This window comes from Pigmentiphaga sp. MLSB6-MA01 (assembly GCF_058793475.1).
This window is the reverse complement of sequence record NZ_JBXAFV010000011.1, coordinates 89,284-106,708: the sequence shown is the minus strand read 5'-3', so window position 1 is coordinate 106,708 and position 17,425 is coordinate 89,284. Positions and strand designations below refer to the sequence as shown.

The window sequence follows — 17,425 nt, the reverse complement described above, 5'->3', positions numbered from 1 at the left end:
TGGCTATACTTGAGTAAATCGTTAAGGATTTGCTCCGGCCGGTTCATCTCAGGGGTTTCGAATGCGACTCACCACGAAAGGACGCTTTGCCGTCACTGCCATGATCGATCTGGCGCTGCGCCAGCACAGCGGGCCGGTCACCCTGTCCGCCATCAGCCAGCGCCAGAATATTTCGCTGTCCTATCTGGAACAGCTGTTCGGCAAGCTGCGCCGGCACGAGCTGGTCGACAGCATGCGCGGCCCGGGCGGCGGGTATTCGCTGGCCAAGCTGGCCCGGCACGTTACCGTGGCCGACATCATCTTCGCCGTGGACGAGCCGCTGGACGCCACCGATTGCGGTGGCAAGCAGGATTGCACCCGCGGCAACGACGGCAAGGCAGGCAAGTGCATGACGCACGAGCTGTGGTCCACGCTCAATCGCAAGATGGTCGAGTACCTGGATTCGGTGTCCCTGCAGGACCTGGTCGACCAGCAGCGCATGCGCGAGTTGCAGGAAGCCAACGCCGCCAAGTCGGTACTGGTGGACCGCCGCTCGGGCGCTCCCGAATCCACCGCGACGGCCTGAGCGCCGGCGCAGAACACAAAGGTTGGATGTCATGATCAAAACGCCGGTTTATCTCGATTATTCGGCGACCACGCCGGTGGACCCGCGGGTGGTCGACGCCATGGTTCCCTGGCTGTACGAACAGTTCGGCAACCCGGCCTCGCGCAGCCACGCCTACGGCTGGGATGCCGAGCGGGCCGTCGAAACCGCCCGCGAACAAGTGGCCGATCTGGTCAACGCCGATCCGCGCGAGATCGTCTGGACCTCGGGCGCCACCGAGTCCGACAACCTGGCGATCAAGGGCGCGGCGCATTTCTACGCCGAGCGCGGCAAGCACATCATCACGGTCAAGACCGAGCACAAGGCGGTGCTGGACACCTGCCGCGAGCTGGAACGGGAAGGCTTCGAGGTCACCTACCTCGACGTGCAGGAGAACGGCCTGCTCGACCTGGACGTATTCAAGGCGGCGATCCGTCCCGATACCATCCTGGCCTCGGTCATGTATGTCAACAACGAGATCGGCGTCATCCAGGACATCGAGAAACTGGGCGGGATCTGCCGCGAGAAAGGCGTGATCTTCCACGTCGACGCGGCCCAGGCCACCGGCAAGGTCGTCATCGACCTGGCCACGCTCAAGGTCGACCTGATGTCCTTCTGCGCGCACAAGATGTGCGGCCCCAAGGGCATCGGCGCCTTGTACGTGCGGCGCAAGCCCCGCGTGCGGATCGAGGCGCAGATGCACGGCGGCGGCCACGAGCGCGGCATGCGCTCGGGCACGCTGGCCACGCACCAGATCGTCGGCATGGGCGAAGCCTTCCGCCTCGCCAAGGAAGAGATGGCGACCGAGAACGAACGCGTGCGCATGCTGCGCGACCGCCTGTGGGCGGGCCTCTCCAACCTCGAAGAGGTCTACCTGAACGGCGACATGGAGCAGCGCATTCCGCACAACCTGAATGTCAGCTTCAACTATGTCGAGGGCGAGTCCCTGATCATGGCGGTGAAGGAACTGGCGGTGTCCAGCGGTTCGGCCTGCACCTCGGCCAGCCTGGAACCTTCGTACGTGCTGCGCGCCCTGGGCCGCAGCGACGAGCTGGCGCACAGCTCCATTCGTTTCACCCTCGGCCGTTTCACGACGGAAGAGGAAATCGACTTCACTGTCCAGCTGATACGCGGCAAGGTCGACAAGCTGCGCGAAATGTCCCCGTTGTGGGAAATGGTCAAGGACGGCATCGACATCAACACGGTGCAGTGGGCTGCACACTGAACCAGGAGAGAAAACATGGCCTATAGCGAAAAAGTCATCGATCACTACGAGAACCCCCGCAACGTCGGTTCCTTCGAAAAGGGCGACGATTCCGTGGGAACCGGCATGGTGGGCGCGCCCGCCTGTGGCGACGTCATGAAGCTGCAGATCAAGGTCAACGAGGAGGGCGTCATCGAGGACGCGCGCTTCAAGACCTACGGCTGCGGCTCGGCCATCGCGTCCAGCTCGCTCGTGACCGAATGGGTCAAGGGCAAGACCCTGGACCAGGCGCTCGATATCCGCAACACGCACATCGCCCAGGAACTGGCGCTGCCCCCGGTCAAGATCCACTGCTCGATCCTGGCCGAGGACGCCATCAAGGCGGCCGTGAACGATTATCGTGCCAAGCACGGAAACAGCTAAGAGGAAGCCATGTCGGTAACGTTGACCGAACGCGCCGCACGCCACGTCAGCCGCTACCTCCAGAAACGGGGGAAGGGCATAGGCCTGCGGCTGGGCGTGCGCACCACCGGGTGCTCGGGCCTGGCCTACAAGCTCGAGTACGTGGACGAGGCCCTGGCGGAAGACCAGGTCTTCGAGAGCCAGGGCGTGAAGGTGTTCGTCGATCCCAAGAGCCTGCCGTACCTGGCGGGCACCGAGCTCGACTATGCGCGCGAGGGGCTCAACGAGGGCTTCAGGTTCAACAATCCGAACGAAAAGGCATCCTGCGGCTGCGGTGAGTCTTTCACCGTCTGATGCAGCGCGATCCCGATCATTTCGAGCTGATGGGCCTCGCGCCCGGTTTCGCCATCGACCGCGATGCGCTGGACCGGGCCTGGCGCGAGGTCCAGGCGCGGGTCCACCCGGACCGCCATGCGGCGGGTTCGGCCCAGGAGCGGCGCGTGGCCATGCAGTGGGCCTCGCGCGCGAACGAGGCCTACCGGGTGCTGCGCGCGCCGCTGTCCCGCGCCCGCTACCTGTGCGAGCGCGCGGGCGTCGACCTGCAGGTCGAGACGAATACGGCCATGACCCCGGCTTTCCTGATGCAGCAGATGGAATGGCGGGAAGCGCTGGACGATGCCCGCTCGGCCAGGGACCCGGCCGCGCTGGAAGCGCTGGCGGGCGAACTGGCCGCCGCGCGGCGGAGCATGACGGCCGAGGTGGGCCGGCTGCTGGACGAGAAGCACGACTATGCCACTGCCGCCGCGCGCGTGCGGGAGTGGATGTTCATTGAAAAATTCTCCGAAGAGATCGACCTGGCCGTCGACGCTCTGGCGGAACAAGACTGAGAACAACAGGAACGCATGGCGCTTTTGCAGATAGCCGAACCCGGCATGTCCGAAGCCCCCCACCAGCGTCGTCTGGCGGTGGGCATCGATCTGGGCACGACCAACTCGCTGGTGGCCGCGGTACGCAGCGGCGCCGCCGAGGTCCTGCGCGACGAAGATGGCCATGCGCTGCTGCCCTCGGCCGTGCGCTACCTGCCGGGCGGCGACGTCCAGATCGGACGCAGGGCGCTGGCGGTGCAGGCGCAGGATCCCCACAACACCCTGGTGTCGGTCAAGCGCTTCATGGGCCGCGGGCTCGCCGACGCCGAGCGGCTCCATGTTCCCTACGAGTTCGTCGATGCCCCGGGCATGGTGCGCATCCGCACCGTGCAGGGCGACAAGAGTCCGGTCGAGGTCTCGGCGCAGATCCTGGCCAAGCTGCGCCAATTGGCCGAGGATGTCCTGGGCGACGACCTGGTCGGCGCGGTGATCACGGTGCCGGCGTATTTCGACGACGCCCAGCGGCAGGCGACCAAGGACGCTGCCCGGCTGGCCGGGCTGAACGTGCTGCGGCTGCTGAACGAACCGACGGCGGCGGCGATCGCCTACGGCCTGGACAATGCGGCCGAGGGCATCTATGCGGTCTATGACCTGGGCGGCGGCACGTTCGACATTTCCATCCTGCGCCTGGCCAAGGGCGTGTTCGAAGTCATCGCCACGGGCGGCGACACCGCGCTGGGCGGCGACGATTTCGACGCCGCCATCGTGGCCTGGGCGGCGAACGACCGCAAGCTCTCGGGATTGGGCCCGGAAGACCAGCGCGCCTTGCTGGTGGCGGCGCGCCAGGCGCGCGAGGCCCTGACCGACGCGGAGCAGGCCGAGCTGGCCGCGACGCTGTCCGGCGGACGCACGCTGGCGCTCGCGCTGACGCGGGAGCATTTCGAGACCCTGGCGCGTCCGCTGGTGGCCCGCACGCTGTCGAGCGCCCGCCGGGCGCTGCGCGACGCCAGCCTGGCGGCGGACGAAGTCAAGGGCGTGGTCATGGTGGGCGGCGCGACGCGCATGCCCATCGTCCGGCACATGGTGGCGGGCCTGTTCGGCTCCGAGCCGTTGACCAACCTAGATCCGGACCAGGTCGTGGCGCTGGGCGCGGCCATGCAGGCCAATCTCCTGGCTGGCAACCGCACGGCCGACGACGAGTGGCTGCTGCTGGACGTGATCCCGTTGTCGCTGGGCCTGGAAACCATGGGCGGGCTGGTCGAGCGGGTGATCGCGCGCAACAGCACCATCCCGGTGGCTCGCGCCCAGGACTTCACGACCTTCAAGGACGGCCAGACGGCCATGGCCATCCACGTGGTCCAGGGCGAACGCGAACTGGTGTCCGATTGCCGTTCGCTCGCCCGCTTCGAACTGCGGGGCATTCCGCCCATGGTGGCCGGCGCCGCCCGCATCCGCGTGACCTTCCAGGTCGACGCCGACGGCCTGCTGAGCGTGACGGCGCGCGAGCAGAGCTCGGGCGTGGAAGCCTCGATCTCGGTCAAGCCTTCGTACGGGCTGTCGGACGAGGAAGTGGCGGCCATGCTGGCGGACGGCATGCACAGCGCCGACGTGGACATGCAGTTGCGCGCGCTGCGCGAGCAGCAGGTCGAGGCCCGGCGCCTGGTCGAGTCGGTCGAGGCGGCGCTGCAGGCCGACGCCGACCTGCTGGACCCGGACGAACTGGCCGCGATCCGGACCCAGCTCGCGCGTACCGCCGGCGTGGCGGCCAGCGACGACGGCGAAGCGGTGCGGGCCGAGGTCGAGGCGCTGGCGCATGCGACCGAGGACTTCGCCGCGCGCCGGATGGATCGCAGCATACGCCAGGCGCTGTCGGGGCGCCGCGTCGACGAAATCGTGTAAGGAAGCGCAAGGCGCTTCTGTTCGCATCACTATCAGGTTGCCATCATGCCCAAACTCACGGTGCTTCCGCACGCCGAACTCTGCCCGGAAGGCGCTGTCATCGAGAACGCGCCTGCGGGCGTGTCCATCTGCCGGGTGCTGCTCGACAATCACATCGAGATCGAGCATGCCTGCGAACTGTCGTGCGCCTGCACGACCTGCCATGTCGTCGTGCGCGAGGGGTTTTCCTCGCTCGAGTCGGCCAGCGACAACGAAGAAGACCTGCTGGACAAGGCCTGGGGGCTGACCTCATCGTCGCGCCTGTCCTGCCAGGCGGTGATCGAGGATACCGACCTGACGATCGAGATCCCCAAGTACACCATCAACCACGCCGCCGAGAATCACTGACGGACGCCGGTACGGGCGAGGAGAATTCCGATGAAGTGGACAGACATCTACGAACTCGCCTCGGCCCTGGCCGACGCCCACCCAGGCGTGGATCCCGCGCAGGTGCGTTTTACCGACCTGCACAATTGGGTGCTGGAACTTCCGGGCTTCGACGATGATCCGAAACGTTCCGGGGAGAAAATTCTCGAAGCCATACAGATGGCGTGGATAGCCGAGATCTAGGGCCTGTTGGCACCAGGCCCGGCCGCGGGTCCTGGTGTTCGCCGCGCGAGCCGGGGGCCGATCGGGCCGGACCATGGCGAGACGGAGGAGCATGCGAGCAAGGTTTCTGCATTTTCTGACGCGGATTGCGCCCATGACGGGGCCGGTGGCGGTGCTGCTGGCGCTGGGCGGCTGCGCGCCCGCTGTTTCCCTGCATGAACCGGCCGCGGCGTCGGCCGTGCCCGAGGGGCCGCCGACGCGTCCGGAGCCGGCCCCGCCCGAGCCCGAACTGCCCTATACGCCGGTCACCATCATTTACGCCGTCACGGACGAAGGCACGGTCAGGGTGCCGACCGCGCCGGCCTGGAATCCGGGCGCGGACATGTCCGTGGACACCCGCACCGGCGCCCAGCCCTACGACCAGGCCAACCGCCAGCAGTCCAGCTTCGAGTTCGAGCAGAAGCTGGACGATACCTGGGTGGTCAGGCAGAACGTCCGCTACGGCCGGCCGGAGAACCAGCCCGGGGTGGATTGGATAGCCGGCTCGCCAGCGCCCCAGGATGCGCTGGGGCCGGGACTGGGTACCTTCAACGTCGGCTCGCAGGCGCAGGCACGGTTCACGACGCTGGGATTCCAGCATACCTTCAAGTTCGGCTTCGACTACGTCAAGTCGCGCGACATCTATGAAAGCCGGATCGCGCCGTCGCCGTCGCTGGATATCTTCGACGCGACCTATGGCTCCGCCATCGGACAGCCGCGCATCGCCGCGCGTTCATTCGCCGAAGAAAGCAAGCTGGGATTCTTCGTGCAGGACCAGGTGCAGTACCGGCGCTGGACGCTGTCCATGGTCGGGCGGCGCGACCAGAACACCCACCGCACCATCGACCTGAATGCCGTCCAGGACGACGGCACCGGCCTGCGCGAGGACGATGTCTACAGCGGCCGGCTGGGGCTGCGCTACCAGTTCGACATCGGTCTGGCGCCGTATGTGAACTATTCGCAAAGCCATGCCCCCCGGGCCGGGGCCGCCATGTCGGCCACCAGCCAGCAATACGAGACCGGCGTGCGCTACCAGCCGCCCGCGCTCGGCCAGTTGATGACCATCACCGCATTCAACCAGATCCAGAACAATGCCCAGGTCTCCGAGGCGCAGGAAGGCTGCGCCGTGGCCGGATGCAGCGCCTGGGCCGAGCTGCGCATACGCGGCGCCACGGTCGAGAGCAGGGTGCAGCCGCTGCAGGGCCTGAACCTCGTCGCCACCTATGCGGTCACCAGCTCTACCGTGACCGGTGCGAGCGAGGATGCCTATGCCGCGATGCTCAGCAACCGCTATGCGGACGTGTCGGAGCAGCGTGTATCCCTGGGGGCCAGGTACGCCGTCACACGAGGCAGTTTCGCGGGCTTGAGCCTGGACGGCCGGGTGGGACGCGCGGGCGCGGTCTACAGCAACGTGGCCCAGCCGGGGCTGGCCGTTTCCTATACCCTGGTGGACGCGGGAATCAACTACGACTTCGCCCGCCTGAGCCCCGACCTGAAGGGCCTGAAGCTGCGCGCCAGCGCGAACAACATGTTCGACACCAGCTACGCCTCGTACTGCTACACCGATTCGTGCACGGCGGGCGGCCGCCGTTCGGTGTCGGCCATCCTGAACTACCAGGTGCCCTGGCCCTGAAGCGGGGCCTGCGCTTCGTTCTCGTCCAGATGGATGGGGTTGGAGTACTTCAGCCCGAGCCCGCCGCCGCCGGCCGGATCGAACCAGGGCGCGGCGATCAGGATGAACCCGCGGAGGCTTTTCGTTGCAGTACGGCGTGGCCATGACTTCGGGCCACCCACGTGGTGATCTGCTCGGGACTGTTGCCCAGCCGGATCAAGGCATGGGCCAGTTCGGCGGTTTTTTCCAGGTTCCGGTGCCCGGTGGCATGCTCCGCGATGCGTACGATGTTGAACCTGAGGAAATCGAGTTCGCGAAGCCTGGGGGTCAACGCGCATACGCTTTCCAGATTCAGGTGCCCGTTTTTCTGCCCTGCGATGCGAACGATATCCTGCACGGTGTAGCCGAGATCGAAAAGCGCCCTGGCCAGCTCGACCGTTTTCTCGAGGTTGAGATGCCCCGTGGGGCGTGCCGCGATACGGACGATGTCGGGAGGCTTGAACCCGAGCGCGTCGAGTCGCGAAGCCGATTCAACGGTTTTCCGCAGGGGGAGATAGCCGGCTGGATGGGCGGCGATGTGAGCGATCTGGACCGGAGAGAAACCCAGGTCCTGGAGTTCGGGGGCCAGTACAGCGGTTTTCGCCAGCGTCCAATAGCCTTCGGAACAGGAGGCGATGCGGGCTATGTCTGCCGGGGAGAAATCAAGTTCGCGCAGGTCCGGCAGCCATTGGAGCATGCTTTCCAGGTTGAGGTGGCTGTCTGGCCTGGACACGATCCTGGCAATGATTTCGGCCGGAAAATCATGCGGACCAAGCGTCGGCATCCATTCGAGCATGCGCTCCAGGATGAGGTGGCCGTCCTCCTCCGCTGCGGCATCCGCGATGTCGGCAATCGACAACCCATGCCTGAGAAGGTCGCGGGCCAGCTCGGTCATCTTTTCGAGTGCGAGGCAGCCGTGCGGCTGCATCGCGACAATGGCCAGGTCATTCATGGGAAAACCCAGCGCGAGCAAGCCAGGGGCCAGCTCCCTCAGTTTCTCCAAGGTGTGGATGCCCGCTTCTTCCGCCACGATCCCGGTTTGCTCCAAGTCAAGCCCACATGCCTCCAGGTCCAAGGCCAACTGAACCGGCACCCTGGGAGGAAAATCGATGGGCAGTCCCCGCGACAGGACCTCCGCGTAGGCGCGATAGGCCTGGAGTTGCAGGTTGATGTGCTGGTCGTCGGGGCCCTGGATACCGTAGGGCTCGGGTTCCTGGTGGTAGGACTCCAATTGCTCCCACAAATCGTCGCATTCCTCCTGCGTGACGGGAGGATCGTCGAGCATCATCAGGCGGTCGAGCGCCTCGACGCAATAGGGACGTATCGCGGCGGCGTCCGTGGCGGCGATGGCCGCTTCCCGGTCAAATTCTTCCAGGCCGGTCTGCTCGACGATGGGTTCGGCAGGCATCTCGTTCGCTGTGATGGTGATGGGTCCAAGCAGGACTTGCGCCCGCAGACGGGCCAGGGCGGCGGGGGGCACGACAGAGGGGGGCGCCGCGCGGTCCGTGCCCAAGGCGTCGGCGGCTCGCTGCTGTTGGACTTGCATGGCATGCACGGCTCTTTCGCGGGCCTGGATGGCGCGTTGTCGTCTTGCCTGTGCCTGGTCAGGGGAAATCGGCGGAGGGGAAGGCGAGTCTGTCCGGTGCTGGTGTCGCACGGAGACGGCTTCCGGCACCGGCGTGTCGTGAACTGGACTCGGAGAGTGTGGGATGGAGTTGGGCACGAGTTTTTTCCAGAGGGCGAGAGCCGGGGGAGGGAGGTGCCCGGGCCTAGTTCGGCGGGTTGCGGGCCACGTTAGCCATGTTTGCCAGGATTTGGTGGCCGTTGAGGCGCGATGCGTACTGGGCTATTTCCGTCAGGGACAGGCCCAGGCTCCTGCGGATGTCCGGCGTGCATTGGGCCATGGCTTCCAGGTGGAGGTGGCCATCCTGTTTTGCCGCGGCCACGCCAATCAGATCGTCCGAAAAACCGAGCCTGCGAAGCTCCGGCGTCCACTGGGCCATGCCCTCCAGATTGCGGGCGTTGCCCGGGGACGAGGCGGCAGCGGTGATATGGTCGAACGGAAATCCCAATGCGCGAAGGGCCGGCGCCCAATCGTTCATGGCTTTCAGATTGAGGGGGCCGCCCGGGTGGACCGCGGCGAACGTAATGTAGTCGTCCGAAAACCCGTGCGCGCGAAGCGCCGGCGTCCAGGCGGCCATGGCTTCCAGGGCGATGCGGCCATTTGGGCGCGAGGCGGCCTCGGCAAGGTACTCGGTGTCGAATCCGTGCGAGGCAACGGCGGATATCTGTTCAGCCATGGCGCCGGCCCTTTCCAGGGGCAGGTCGTGCTCCCGAAGGTCCAGCGCCAGCCCGGCGGGTAACCCGCGAGGAAGGTGCATGGGTAGCCGCTGGGACAATGCCTCTGAGTAGGCGCGATACGCCTGCAATGGCAGGTCCGCGAGGTCGCCATCCGGGGTACGGATGCCGTAGGCCTCGGGCTGCTGGTGGTAGAGATCCAGTTGCTCCCTGAGTTGGTCGCATTCCTCTTGTGTGGCGGGAGGGGCGGCAAGTGCCATCAGGCGATCGCATGCCGCGATCAAATAAGGCTGCATCGCGCGGGCATTCCTGGCGGCGATGGCGGCTTCCTCGTCGAAATCAGGTACCCCGGTCTGTTCGCCGGCGGGTTCGGCTGGTGTCCTTTCCGCCGCGACCGTGATGGGTCCCAGCAGGACCAGCGCACGCATCCGGGCCAGCGCGGCGGGCGTCACGGCGGTAGGGGCTTCCGTGTGGCCCGCGCCGAAGGCCGCGTCGGCTTGCTGCTGTTGGAGCTGGATGGCGCGCAAGGCGTTTTCGCGGGCCTGGATGGCTCGCCGCCGTGTCGCCTGTGCCTGGTCAGGGGAAACCGGCGACGGGGCCCTGGACAAGGGCGGCAGGGAAGGCGAGTCCGTGCGAGGGCGCCGCTCCGCCGAGGCGGGTTCCGACCCTGGCATGTCATGGATGGGACTTGGCGAACGCGAGATCGTGTTTGTCATGGGCGCTTTCAGGGTGGCAAGGGGGGCCGGAACCAGCGGGGACGCATGGCCGGACGCACATGCGTGGCGCGGTGCTGGAGAAAAGTTTCGTCCTGGCGGGCCGCGGCGGTCCGCCGGGCCGGTCCGCGGCTCCGGGGATCCGCAAGGATTTCGGCTATCCTTGCCGGAATGCCATGTGGCGTGATTTTCGATGGAACCGGCCGATGGCTACCGACAAAGACAATGATCCCGACCTGCAAGCCCTGATCCAGTGGTGCACCGAAGTCGAGGAGCTCCTGGTGGCGGCGGGCGCCAGCCGCGAAGAAGCCCAGGACTACATCGAGCAGGAAGCCGAGTGGTTCACCGACCAGTTCTACGAGGGACTGACGCCGGAGGAAGCCGCCAAGGCCAGCCTGAACGACCAGTAGGCCCTGCGAGGGGCAGGGCCCTGCGTATCAGGGCCGGGCCGGCCGGATCAAGGCGATCAACTGGTCCGTGATCGGCTGCAGCGCCTGCCTGGGCCAGACCACGTGGATGGGGCGCTCGGGCAGGGGATGCACGACTTCCAGCATCTTCAGGATGCCGTTGCCGGCATGGCGCTGCGCGACCTGCCGCGGCATGACCGCCAGCATGGGAGTGCCCGGCAGGACGCTGGCGATGGCGTCGTAGGTCCGCGTCGCCACCCGGCAGGCGGGCGGCGGCACATCGTGGCGCTGCCAGTAGCGGTCGAACTCCAGGCGTGAAGGCGTACCGGGCGCCGGGGCGGCGAACGGATGCCGTGCCAGGACCTCGGGCGCGAGCGGCCCGTCCGGCATGCCCGGACCGGGCACGCCGCACACGAACACGTTGCGGTCCAGGTAGAGCTGGCGCGCGAGCAGATTCGGCGGCATTTCCCCGAACAGCGACAGGATCGCCAGGTCCAGTTCCCCCCGTGCCAGGGCGGCGATCAGGGTCAGGCTGTCGTCTTCCCGCAGATCAATCTCGACCTCGTCGGCCAGGGCGCCGGCGGGACGATGCAGCAGGCTGGGCACGACCAGATCGAGGGCGCGCGGGATGCAGCCGACACGCAGGTGCCAGCGGCCGTCATGCGCCATATCCTGCAGCCGCCGCACGTCGGCCGCGACGCGGCGCGCCACCTGCTCGGCCAGGGCGCCCGCCGCCGTGGCGCGGCTGCCCTGGGACGATCGCTCGAACAGGCGCACGCCCATCCGTTCCTCGGCCTCCCGCAGCAGCCGCGACAGCGCCGGCTGGGAGGTTTCCAGGGCGATCGCGGCCTGGTGCAGCGATCCGGTCTCGGCGGTTGCGAGCACGGCGCGCAAGTGGCGTAGTTCCAGGGATTTGCTCATGATGGGGCGAAGTGAAGGGATGCGAATCTGATATCGGTATATCTCATATCCATATCATTTTCAAATGATCCAGGCTTGCGTACGCTGATGGCATTCCAACCCATGCAAAGGGGCAAGTCGTGAAAGTCCGAAACGCGGAGTGCCTGGCCGTTCATCCCGGCTGGCGCAAGAACCTGATCTTCATCCGTCTGGAGCTGGAAGACGGCACCGTCGGCTGGGGCGAAAGCTACAGCCAGTACGACCGTGACGAAGCCGTGGCGTCCCAGGCGCGCGAGCTGCTGCGCTACCTGGTGGGGCGCGACGTCTTCAACATCCGGTATTTCTGCCAGGTGGCGTTCGACGACTACGCGCAGCGCCGTTCATCGCTGGAGTTCTGGAGCGCGCTGTCGGGCATCGAGATGGCCATGTGGGACGCCGTGGGCAAGCTGCTCGGCCAGCCCGTCCACCGGCTGCTGGGCGGCCGCTGCCGCGAACGCGTGCGGGTCTATGCCAACGGCTGGGGCTACAAGCTCAAGACCCCGGACGACCACGCGCGCGCGGCGGAGAAGGTGGTGGCCGAAGGCCATACCGCGCTGAAGTTCGATCCGCTGCCACGGCCGTGGCGCACCTATATCCCGCGCGAGCACATACTGCACGCCGTGGCGGTCGTGCGCGCGGTGCGCGACGCCGTCGGACCCGATACCGAGCTGCTGCTCGACCTGCACCGCCGGCTCGCGCCGGTGCATGCCATCGAACTGGCGAAGCAATTGGAGGAATTGAATCCGTACTGGATCGAGGAACCCTGCCAGAAGGAGAACATGGACGCCATCCAGGAGGTGCGCCAGGCCACGACCATACCGGTGGTGACGGGCGAGGCGCTGTACGGACGCGCGGATTTCCGCAGCGTCTTCCGCAGCCGCGCGGCCGACATCATCAATCCGGACGTGTCCAACTGCGGCGGCATCCTGGAGCTGCTGTTCATCGCGGCGCAGGCGGAAACGGAGATGATCGCGGTGTCTCCGCACAACTACAACTCGACGCTGCTGTCGCTGTCGGCCACCGTGCATGCGTCGGCCTGCATGCCCAATTTCACGATCACCGAATACTTCGTGCCTTTCGAGTCGTTTTCGCAACGTATCTCGCGCCAGGCGCTCAAGCCCGTGGATGGCTATATCCAGGTGCCGGAACTGCCCGGCCTGGGGCTGGACATCGACGAGGCCGCGCTGCGGTCCATGCCTTCGCAGCCTTATCCGACGCGCAGCCTGCGGCACAGCGAGGACGACCTCGAAGCCACGTTCTGACGGTCGGGCCCACGACGACAACCAAGGAGACAACCATGAAATACTCAGTCCGATGGTGGGGGGCATGCGCCCTGGCGGGGGCGCTGCTGGCGGCGCTGTCGCCGGCGCGGGCCGCCGAATGGCCCGAGCGACCGTTGCACTTCATCACGACGTCCGCCGCCGGCTCGCCGCTCGACACCATGATGCGCTCGCTGGGCAAGGAGCTCGGCGATGTCCTGGGGCAGACGGTGGTGGTGGAGAACCGCCCGGGCGGCACCGGGGCGGTGGGCATGAACATGGCCTTGAACGCGCCGGCCGATGGCTACACGGTCGTGTCGGCCACCGGGTCCACCTCGTTCCTGATGGCCGAGAAGGACAGCCGTTTCCAGCCGTCCGACTTCATCTTCCTGCGGGCCTTGCAGACCGAGCCGTCCAGCGTGGCCGTGCGCAAGGACAGCCCGTACCGCAGCCTGAAGGACCTGGTCGAGGCCTTGAAGCGCCAGCCCGACAAGGTCAACGTCGGCGGCTATGCCACCGCCGGCTTCCACCAGTACGTGCTGTACCGCCTGGAGCAGAAGGCGGGCTTCAAGTCGACCTGGATTCCCTACCAGGGCGGCAACCAGGCGCTGCTGGCGCTGTTGGGCGGGCATCTGCACGCCGCGGTGATCACGCCCAGCACGGCCATGGCCCAGATCCGCAGCGGCGACGTGCGCCTGCTGGGCATCAGCAGCGAGTCGCGCAACGAGTTCTTTCCCGACGTGCCGACCTTTCGCGAGCAGGGGTACGATGTGGTGGAGACGCTGTGGCGCGGCGTGATGGTGACCAAGGGCACGCCGCCCGCGGTCGCGGCGCGGTTGGTGCGGGGCATGGAGGAGGTCGAGAAGCGGCCGGCCTGGAAGACCTTCATGCGCGAGAACATGCAGGACAGCATGCCGATGTCGCAGCCGGACCTGCAGCGTTTCGTGGCCAACGAGGTCGCCGACCGGCGGCAGTTCCTGACATCGCTGCAGAAATAAGGCAATGAATATTCTTTGTTCGGAACGAGGCTCGCGGGAGCTGGCCGACGGGGGCATCCTGGCGCGGTGGCCCGGCCAGGTGGACCTGGTCGGCATCGAGCAGGCGGCGCGGGCGGACGTGGTATTCCTGACGCGCGATGTCGTCTGGCCGTCCACCGACGATTGGCTGGCGCCGGCTACCGCGGCGTTCTACGACGCGATGCTTGCCGCCCCCAGGCTGCGCTGGGTACACACCTATGCCTCGGGCGCCGACCGGCGCATCTATCACGATCTGCGCGCGCGCGGCGTCGAGGTCACCAACTCCGCCGGTGCCAATGCCGGCGCGGTGGCCCAGACGGCGCTGGCGGGATTCCTGTACTTCGCCCGCCAGCTGCACACGGCGCGCCGCCAGCAATTGGAGAAGCGCTGGCGGCCGATGGCGCACGACGAGGTCCGCGCCCTGCGCAGCACCGAGGCCATGGTGGTGGGGTGGGGCGAGATCGGCAGCCGCATCGGGCAGTACCTGTCCACGTTGGGGGTACCGTTGCGCGTACTGCGCCAGAGCGGCGAACCCGTGGCCGGCGCGGGCGCCACCGGCGGCTACGAACGCTTCCAGGAATGGGTGGGGCAGGTGGATTGGGTATTCTTCGCCTGCCCGCTGTCGCCGGCCACGCGGGGCCTGTTCAATATGCGCACGCTGGAGGCGCTGCGGCCCGAGCGGCCGCTGGGCATCGTCAACGTGGCGCGCGGGCCGCTGATCGACACGCAGGCGCTGCTGGCGGCCCACGGGCGCGGCCTGGTGCGCCATGCCCACCTGGACGTCTTCGATACCGAGCCGTTGCCGCCGGATCATCCGCTGTGGGATTGCGAGGATTTCCTCGTGACGCCCCACATGGCGGGGACCTCGGACGGCAACCGCGAGGAGGTCGTGGAGCGTTTCCTGGGGCTGTTTGCCCGCTTCGTGGAAGCGGGCTGAGCCGAGCGGGCCGCTTCGTTCAGGAAAAGAACTGCCGTCGTGCCTCGGCCGACAGGTCCACGCCAGCGGCGTGGGCGCGCCGCAGCACGTCCCAGTAGTAGCGGTAGCTGGCGCGGTCGTGCAGCCGGCCGGCCTGCGGGTCGCCGTCGCGGATGGGGCCCCAGTCGGCGCGCGCGGCGGCCAGCAGGATGCGCTCGGCGTCGGCGGCGTCGGCCGCGCTGGGCGACAGCGCTTCCACGATGGGGTCGATCTGCGAGGGGTGGATGCTCCACATGCGCGTGTAGCCGAACTCGCGTCCGGCGCGTCGGGCGGCGCGCGAGATGACGTCGGGCGCGTTCAGTTCGGTGACGACGTTGTGCGAGGGCACCTTGCCGTAGGCGTGGCAGGCGGCCGCTATCTCCAGCTTGGCGCGCGCGATCAGGGGATGGTCGAACTGGCCTTCGGCGGTCAGGGCGTGCGCGGGGATGGCGCCGTGGTGCGAGGAGACGAAGTCCATCAGTCCGAAGGACAGGCATTCGATGGCGGGGTGGGCGGCGATGCGGAAGACTTCGCGCAGCGCGCCGTGGGTCTCGATCAGGACGTGGACGGGGATCTTGCGGTCCAGGCCCATTTCCATGCCTATGCGTTCGATGGATTCGGCGGCGTTGAGGGCGTCGTTGGCGGAGTTGACCTTGGGGACGGTGATGTAGGCCAGCCTGGGGCCGGCGATGCCGATGAGGATGTCGAGGTCGTTGATGAAGGAGGGGTGGTTGACGTCGTGGACGCGGACGCCGACGCGGCCGTGGCGGTTGGCGTCGCTGGCGGCCAGGCGGGCGGCCATCTCTGCATGCTCGGCTTCGCGGCCGACGGTGGCGCCGTCTTCGCAGTCCAGGGTGACGTCGAACAGGGGGCCGGCCTGGGCCTGGCGTTCCAGGCTCTTCTGCATGAGTTTCTCGGAGCCGGCGTAGTGGTCGCAGACGGGGAGGACTGCGGGGGGCTTGGCGGACTGGTGCAGGACTTCGGAGGGGTGTTTCATGGGTTGGGTCTATCCGGTTCTTGAGACGGCCGTGTCCGGGGCGGCGGGCTTGCGGGGCGCAGCGACGCCGGTCCCGCTGCGCGGGACTTACCGGTTTTGTCAGGCTCGGCGGGGCGGGCGCAGAACTCGCGCGGGGACAGTCCCCCGGACTGTCCCTACTGCCGCGCTCAGACAGCTGCACCCTTGCTTCCCCGCCGAGCCTGACAAAACCGGCGGCGCCGAATGCGCCCCGCAAGCCCGCCGCCCCGGACACGGCCTGCGGCAGCGAATATTGTCACGCCGCAGGGGTGGGGGGCGAAAAAAAAGCACGCGAGACGATATCGTACTCGCGTGCTTCCGCTGCCGCAGCGCCCCTGGGGGCGTCAGCGCGCGGGGGGATTAGAGCAGATGCTTGACGCCGTCGCGCTCTTCGGTCAGTTCCTTCAGCGTCAGGTCCATGCGCTCACGCGAGAAAGCGTCGATCTCGAGGTCCTTGACGACCGCGTATTCGCCGTTCTTCGTGATGACGGGAACGCCGTAGATGATGCCTTCGGGGATGCCGTACGAGCCGTCCGAGGGAACGCCCATCGTGACCCACTTGCCGTTGCTGCCCAGGATCCAGTCGCGGACGTGGTCGATGGCGGCGTTGGCGGCGGAGGCGGCCGACGAGAGGCCGCGGGCGTCGATGATGGCGGCGCCGCGCTTGCCCACGGTCGGGATGAAGGTATTGCGGTTCCAGTCGTCGTCATTGACCACCGACAGGGCGGGCTTGCCGGCCAGGGTGGCGAAGCGGAAGTCGGGGTACATCGTGGGCGAGTGGTTGCCCCAGACGATCAGCTTTTCGATGTCGCCGACGGCGACACCGGCCTTGGCGGCCAGTTGCGACAGGGCGCGGTTGTGGTCCAGGCGCAGCATGGCGGTGAAGTTGCGGGCGGGCAGGTCCGGGGCCGACTTCATGGCGATGTAGGCGTTGGTGTTGGCGGGGTTGCCCACGACCAGCACCTTGACGTTGCGGCTGGCGACGGCGTTCAGGGCCTTGCCCTGGGCCGTGAAGATCTGGGCGTTGACCGTCAGCAGGTCCTTGCGCTCCATGCCGGGGCCGCGGGGGCGGGCGCCGACCAGCAGGGCCACGTCGGCATCCTTGAAGGCGGTCATGGGGTCGCTGTGGGCGGTGACTTCCTTGAGCAGCGGGAAGGCGCAATCCTCCAGCTCCATGATGACGCCCTTGAGCGCCTTCTGCGCCTTTTCATCGGGGATTTCCAGCAACTGCAGGATAACCGGCTGGTCCTTGCCGAGCATTTCGCCGGAAGCGATGCGGAACAACAGGGCGTAGCCGATCTGGCCGGCGGCGCCGGTGACGGCGACGCGCATTGCGGGCTTGGTCATATGAGTCTCCGAAGCGGATGGGGGTGAGTAGGAATGACGCGACGCGCAGTGTAACTCCGCCAGGGGCGGGGACGGCGCGGTGCAGGATGGGGAGCGGGGGATGGGGAATCGACGGCCACGGCCAGGGGAGGGAGGCTGGACGCCTGGGTGCTGCGGGCGGCGCGGCAAGCGTGGGTCGACATGATCGTGGGAGTGTAGAAAAATCGCCGTCGAGCGTCAATAAACATATCTTATGTTTTATATA

Annotated in this window: 18 protein-coding genes; 13 read left to right on the top strand and 5 right to left on the bottom strand. The window is 67.2% G+C overall.

All coding sequences use genetic code 11. From position 1 onward, the window contains the following. Positions 1–61 precede the first annotated feature (61 nt). The 9 genes from AC1Q6E_RS18445 (at position 62) to AC1Q6E_RS18405 (ending at position 7,214) form a co-directional block, all read left to right on the top strand. Entirely contained in the window at positions 62–565 is a 504-nt protein-coding gene (locus AC1Q6E_RS18445; RefSeq protein WP_152797387.1) for an Rrf2 family transcriptional regulator, read from the top strand. A 31-nt stretch (positions 566–596) separates the two neighbouring features. Beyond that, positions 597–1,808, top strand: coding sequence for an IscS subfamily cysteine desulfurase (locus tag AC1Q6E_RS18440; RefSeq protein WP_152797388.1), 1,212 nt, complete (start codon positions 597–599; stop codon positions 1,806–1,808). Positions 1,809–1,823: 15 nt separating this feature from the next. Next, positions 1,824–2,210 carry a Fe-S cluster assembly scaffold IscU gene (gene iscU / locus AC1Q6E_RS18435; RefSeq protein ID WP_152797389.1) on the top strand — a complete coding sequence of 129 codons (387 nt, stop codon included), beginning with the start codon at positions 1,824–1,826 and terminating at the stop codon, positions 2,208–2,210. Positions 2,211–2,219: 9 nt separating this feature from the next. Next, positions 2,220–2,543 (top strand): iron-sulfur cluster assembly protein IscA, encoded by a 324-nt coding sequence (gene iscA / locus AC1Q6E_RS18430; protein ID WP_296559673.1) that lies wholly within the window; start codon positions 2,220–2,222, stop codon positions 2,541–2,543. Then, positions 2,543–3,076: a Fe-S protein assembly co-chaperone HscB gene (gene hscB, locus AC1Q6E_RS18425; protein WP_152797391.1), complete on the top strand. Its 534-nt coding sequence runs from the start codon at positions 2,543–2,545 to the stop codon at positions 3,074–3,076. The genes iscA and hscB overlap by 1 nt, the downstream gene beginning before the upstream one ends. A gap of 15 nt (positions 3,077–3,091) precedes the next feature. After that, entirely contained in the window at positions 3,092–4,954 is a 1,863-nt protein-coding gene (hscA, locus tag AC1Q6E_RS18420) for a Fe-S protein assembly chaperone HscA (protein WP_296559671.1), read from the top strand. Positions 4,955–4,999: 45 nt separating this feature from the next. Next, positions 5,000–5,341 carry an ISC system 2Fe-2S type ferredoxin gene (gene fdx, locus AC1Q6E_RS18415; protein ID WP_152797393.1) on the top strand — a complete coding sequence of 114 codons (342 nt, stop codon included), beginning with the start codon at positions 5,000–5,002 and terminating at the stop codon, positions 5,339–5,341. A gap of 30 nt (positions 5,342–5,371) precedes the next feature. After that, positions 5,372–5,563 (top strand): Fe-S cluster assembly protein IscX, encoded by a 192-nt coding sequence (gene iscX, locus AC1Q6E_RS18410; protein WP_152797394.1) that lies wholly within the window; start codon positions 5,372–5,374, stop codon positions 5,561–5,563. A 133-nt stretch (positions 5,564–5,696) separates the two neighbouring features. Continuing rightward, positions 5,697–7,214: a TonB-dependent siderophore receptor gene (locus AC1Q6E_RS18405; RefSeq protein WP_296559669.1), complete on the top strand. Its 1,518-nt coding sequence runs from the start codon at positions 5,697–5,699 to the stop codon at positions 7,212–7,214. A 97-nt stretch (positions 7,215–7,311) separates the two neighbouring features. Here AC1Q6E_RS18405 and AC1Q6E_RS18400 read toward each other — a convergent pair whose 3' ends face one another. Then, a complete protein-coding gene (locus tag AC1Q6E_RS18400) occupies positions 7,312–8,778 on the bottom strand; it encodes a TAL effector repeat-containing protein (protein ID WP_296559667.1) in 1,467 nt (488 codons plus the stop codon). A 223-nt stretch (positions 8,779–9,001) separates the two neighbouring features. Beyond that, positions 9,002–10,057 (bottom strand): hypothetical protein, encoded by a 1,056-nt coding sequence (locus tag AC1Q6E_RS18395; protein ID WP_152795310.1) that lies wholly within the window; start codon positions 10,055–10,057, stop codon positions 9,002–9,004. Positions 10,058–10,449: 392 nt separating this feature from the next. Between AC1Q6E_RS18395 and AC1Q6E_RS18390 the strand changes: the two genes are divergently transcribed. Continuing rightward, complete coding sequence (locus AC1Q6E_RS18390; RefSeq protein ID WP_152795312.1) at positions 10,450–10,653, top strand: hypothetical protein; 204 nt, start codon at positions 10,450–10,452, stop codon at positions 10,651–10,653. A gap of 27 nt (positions 10,654–10,680) precedes the next feature. Here the strand turns inward: AC1Q6E_RS18390 and AC1Q6E_RS18385 are convergent, their stop codons facing one another. Beyond that, positions 10,681–11,571 carry a LysR family transcriptional regulator gene (locus tag AC1Q6E_RS18385; protein ID WP_296559664.1) on the bottom strand — a complete coding sequence of 297 codons (891 nt, stop codon included), beginning with the start codon at positions 11,569–11,571 and terminating at the stop codon, positions 10,681–10,683. A 119-nt stretch (positions 11,572–11,690) separates the two neighbouring features. On the opposite strand from AC1Q6E_RS18385, the gene AC1Q6E_RS18380 reads away from it, so the two are divergent. From AC1Q6E_RS18380 to AC1Q6E_RS18370, 3 genes are read left to right on the top strand one after another with little or no spacing between them, the layout of a single operon-like run. Continuing rightward, positions 11,691–12,851: a mandelate racemase/muconate lactonizing enzyme family protein gene (locus AC1Q6E_RS18380; RefSeq protein ID WP_152795316.1), complete on the top strand. Its 1,161-nt coding sequence runs from the start codon at positions 11,691–11,693 to the stop codon at positions 12,849–12,851. 35 nt (positions 12,852–12,886) lie between these two features. Continuing rightward, positions 12,887–13,846 carry a tripartite tricarboxylate transporter substrate binding protein gene (locus AC1Q6E_RS18375; RefSeq protein ID WP_152795318.1) on the top strand — a complete coding sequence of 320 codons (960 nt, stop codon included), beginning with the start codon at positions 12,887–12,889 and terminating at the stop codon, positions 13,844–13,846. Between the two features lie 4 nt (positions 13,847–13,850). Next, on the top strand, positions 13,851–14,801 hold the full coding sequence (locus AC1Q6E_RS18370; protein ID WP_296559663.1) for an NAD(P)-dependent oxidoreductase: 951 nt from the start codon (positions 13,851–13,853) through the stop codon (positions 14,799–14,801). Between the two features lie 19 nt (positions 14,802–14,820). Here the strand turns inward: AC1Q6E_RS18370 and AC1Q6E_RS18365 are convergent, their stop codons facing one another. Together AC1Q6E_RS18365 and AC1Q6E_RS18360 are read right to left on the bottom strand one after the other, a co-directional pair. Then, on the bottom strand, positions 14,821–15,816 hold the full coding sequence (locus tag AC1Q6E_RS18365; protein ID WP_296559702.1) for an HpcH/HpaI aldolase/citrate lyase family protein: 996 nt from the start codon (positions 15,814–15,816) through the stop codon (positions 14,821–14,823). A gap of 378 nt (positions 15,817–16,194) precedes the next feature. After that, complete coding sequence (locus AC1Q6E_RS18360) at positions 16,195–17,181, bottom strand: malate dehydrogenase (protein WP_152795324.1); 987 nt, start codon at positions 17,179–17,181, stop codon at positions 16,195–16,197. Between the last annotated feature and the right edge of the window lie 244 nt (positions 17,182–17,425).

Bases quoted from the DNA above. Each gene is read 5' to 3' on its own strand.
- AC1Q6E_RS18405 (WP_296559669.1), top strand. From the start codon at position 5,697: ATGACGGGGCCGGTGGCGGTGCTGCTGGCGCTGGGCGGCTGCGCGCCC.
- iscU (WP_152797389.1), top strand. From the start codon at position 1,824: ATGGCCTATAGCGAAAAAGTCATCGATCACTACGAGAACCCCCGCAAC.
- AC1Q6E_RS18385 (WP_296559664.1), bottom strand. From the start codon at position 11,571: ATGAGCAAATCCCTGGAACTACGCCACTTGCGCGCCGTGCTCGCAACC.
- AC1Q6E_RS18440 (WP_152797388.1), top strand. From the start codon at position 597: ATGATCAAAACGCCGGTTTATCTCGATTATTCGGCGACCACGCCGGTG.
- AC1Q6E_RS18375 (WP_152795318.1), top strand. From the start codon at position 12,887: ATGAAATACTCAGTCCGATGGTGGGGGGCATGCGCCCTGGCGGGGGCG.
- AC1Q6E_RS18365 (WP_296559702.1), bottom strand. From the start codon at position 15,816: ATGAAACACCCCTCCGAAGTCCTGCACCAGTCCGCCAAGCCCCCCGCA.
- iscX (WP_152797394.1), top strand. From the start codon at position 5,372: ATGAAGTGGACAGACATCTACGAACTCGCCTCGGCCCTGGCCGACGCC.
- hscB (WP_152797391.1), top strand. From the start codon at position 2,543: ATGCAGCGCGATCCCGATCATTTCGAGCTGATGGGCCTCGCGCCCGGT.
- AC1Q6E_RS18400 (WP_296559667.1), bottom strand. From the start codon at position 8,778: ATGCAAGTCCAACAGCAGCGAGCCGCCGACGCCTTGGGCACGGACCGC.
- AC1Q6E_RS18445 (WP_152797387.1), top strand. From the start codon at position 62: ATGCGACTCACCACGAAAGGACGCTTTGCCGTCACTGCCATGATCGAT.
- hscA (WP_296559671.1), top strand. From the start codon at position 3,092: ATGGCGCTTTTGCAGATAGCCGAACCCGGCATGTCCGAAGCCCCCCAC.
- AC1Q6E_RS18360 (WP_152795324.1), bottom strand. From the start codon at position 17,181: ATGACCAAGCCCGCAATGCGCGTCGCCGTCACCGGCGCCGCCGGCCAG.
- AC1Q6E_RS18370 (WP_296559663.1), top strand. From the start codon at position 13,851: ATGAATATTCTTTGTTCGGAACGAGGCTCGCGGGAGCTGGCCGACGGG.
- iscA (WP_296559673.1), top strand. From the start codon at position 2,220: ATGTCGGTAACGTTGACCGAACGCGCCGCACGCCACGTCAGCCGCTAC.
- fdx (WP_152797393.1), top strand. From the start codon at position 5,000: ATGCCCAAACTCACGGTGCTTCCGCACGCCGAACTCTGCCCGGAAGGC.
- AC1Q6E_RS18390 (WP_152795312.1), top strand. From the start codon at position 10,450: ATGGCTACCGACAAAGACAATGATCCCGACCTGCAAGCCCTGATCCAG.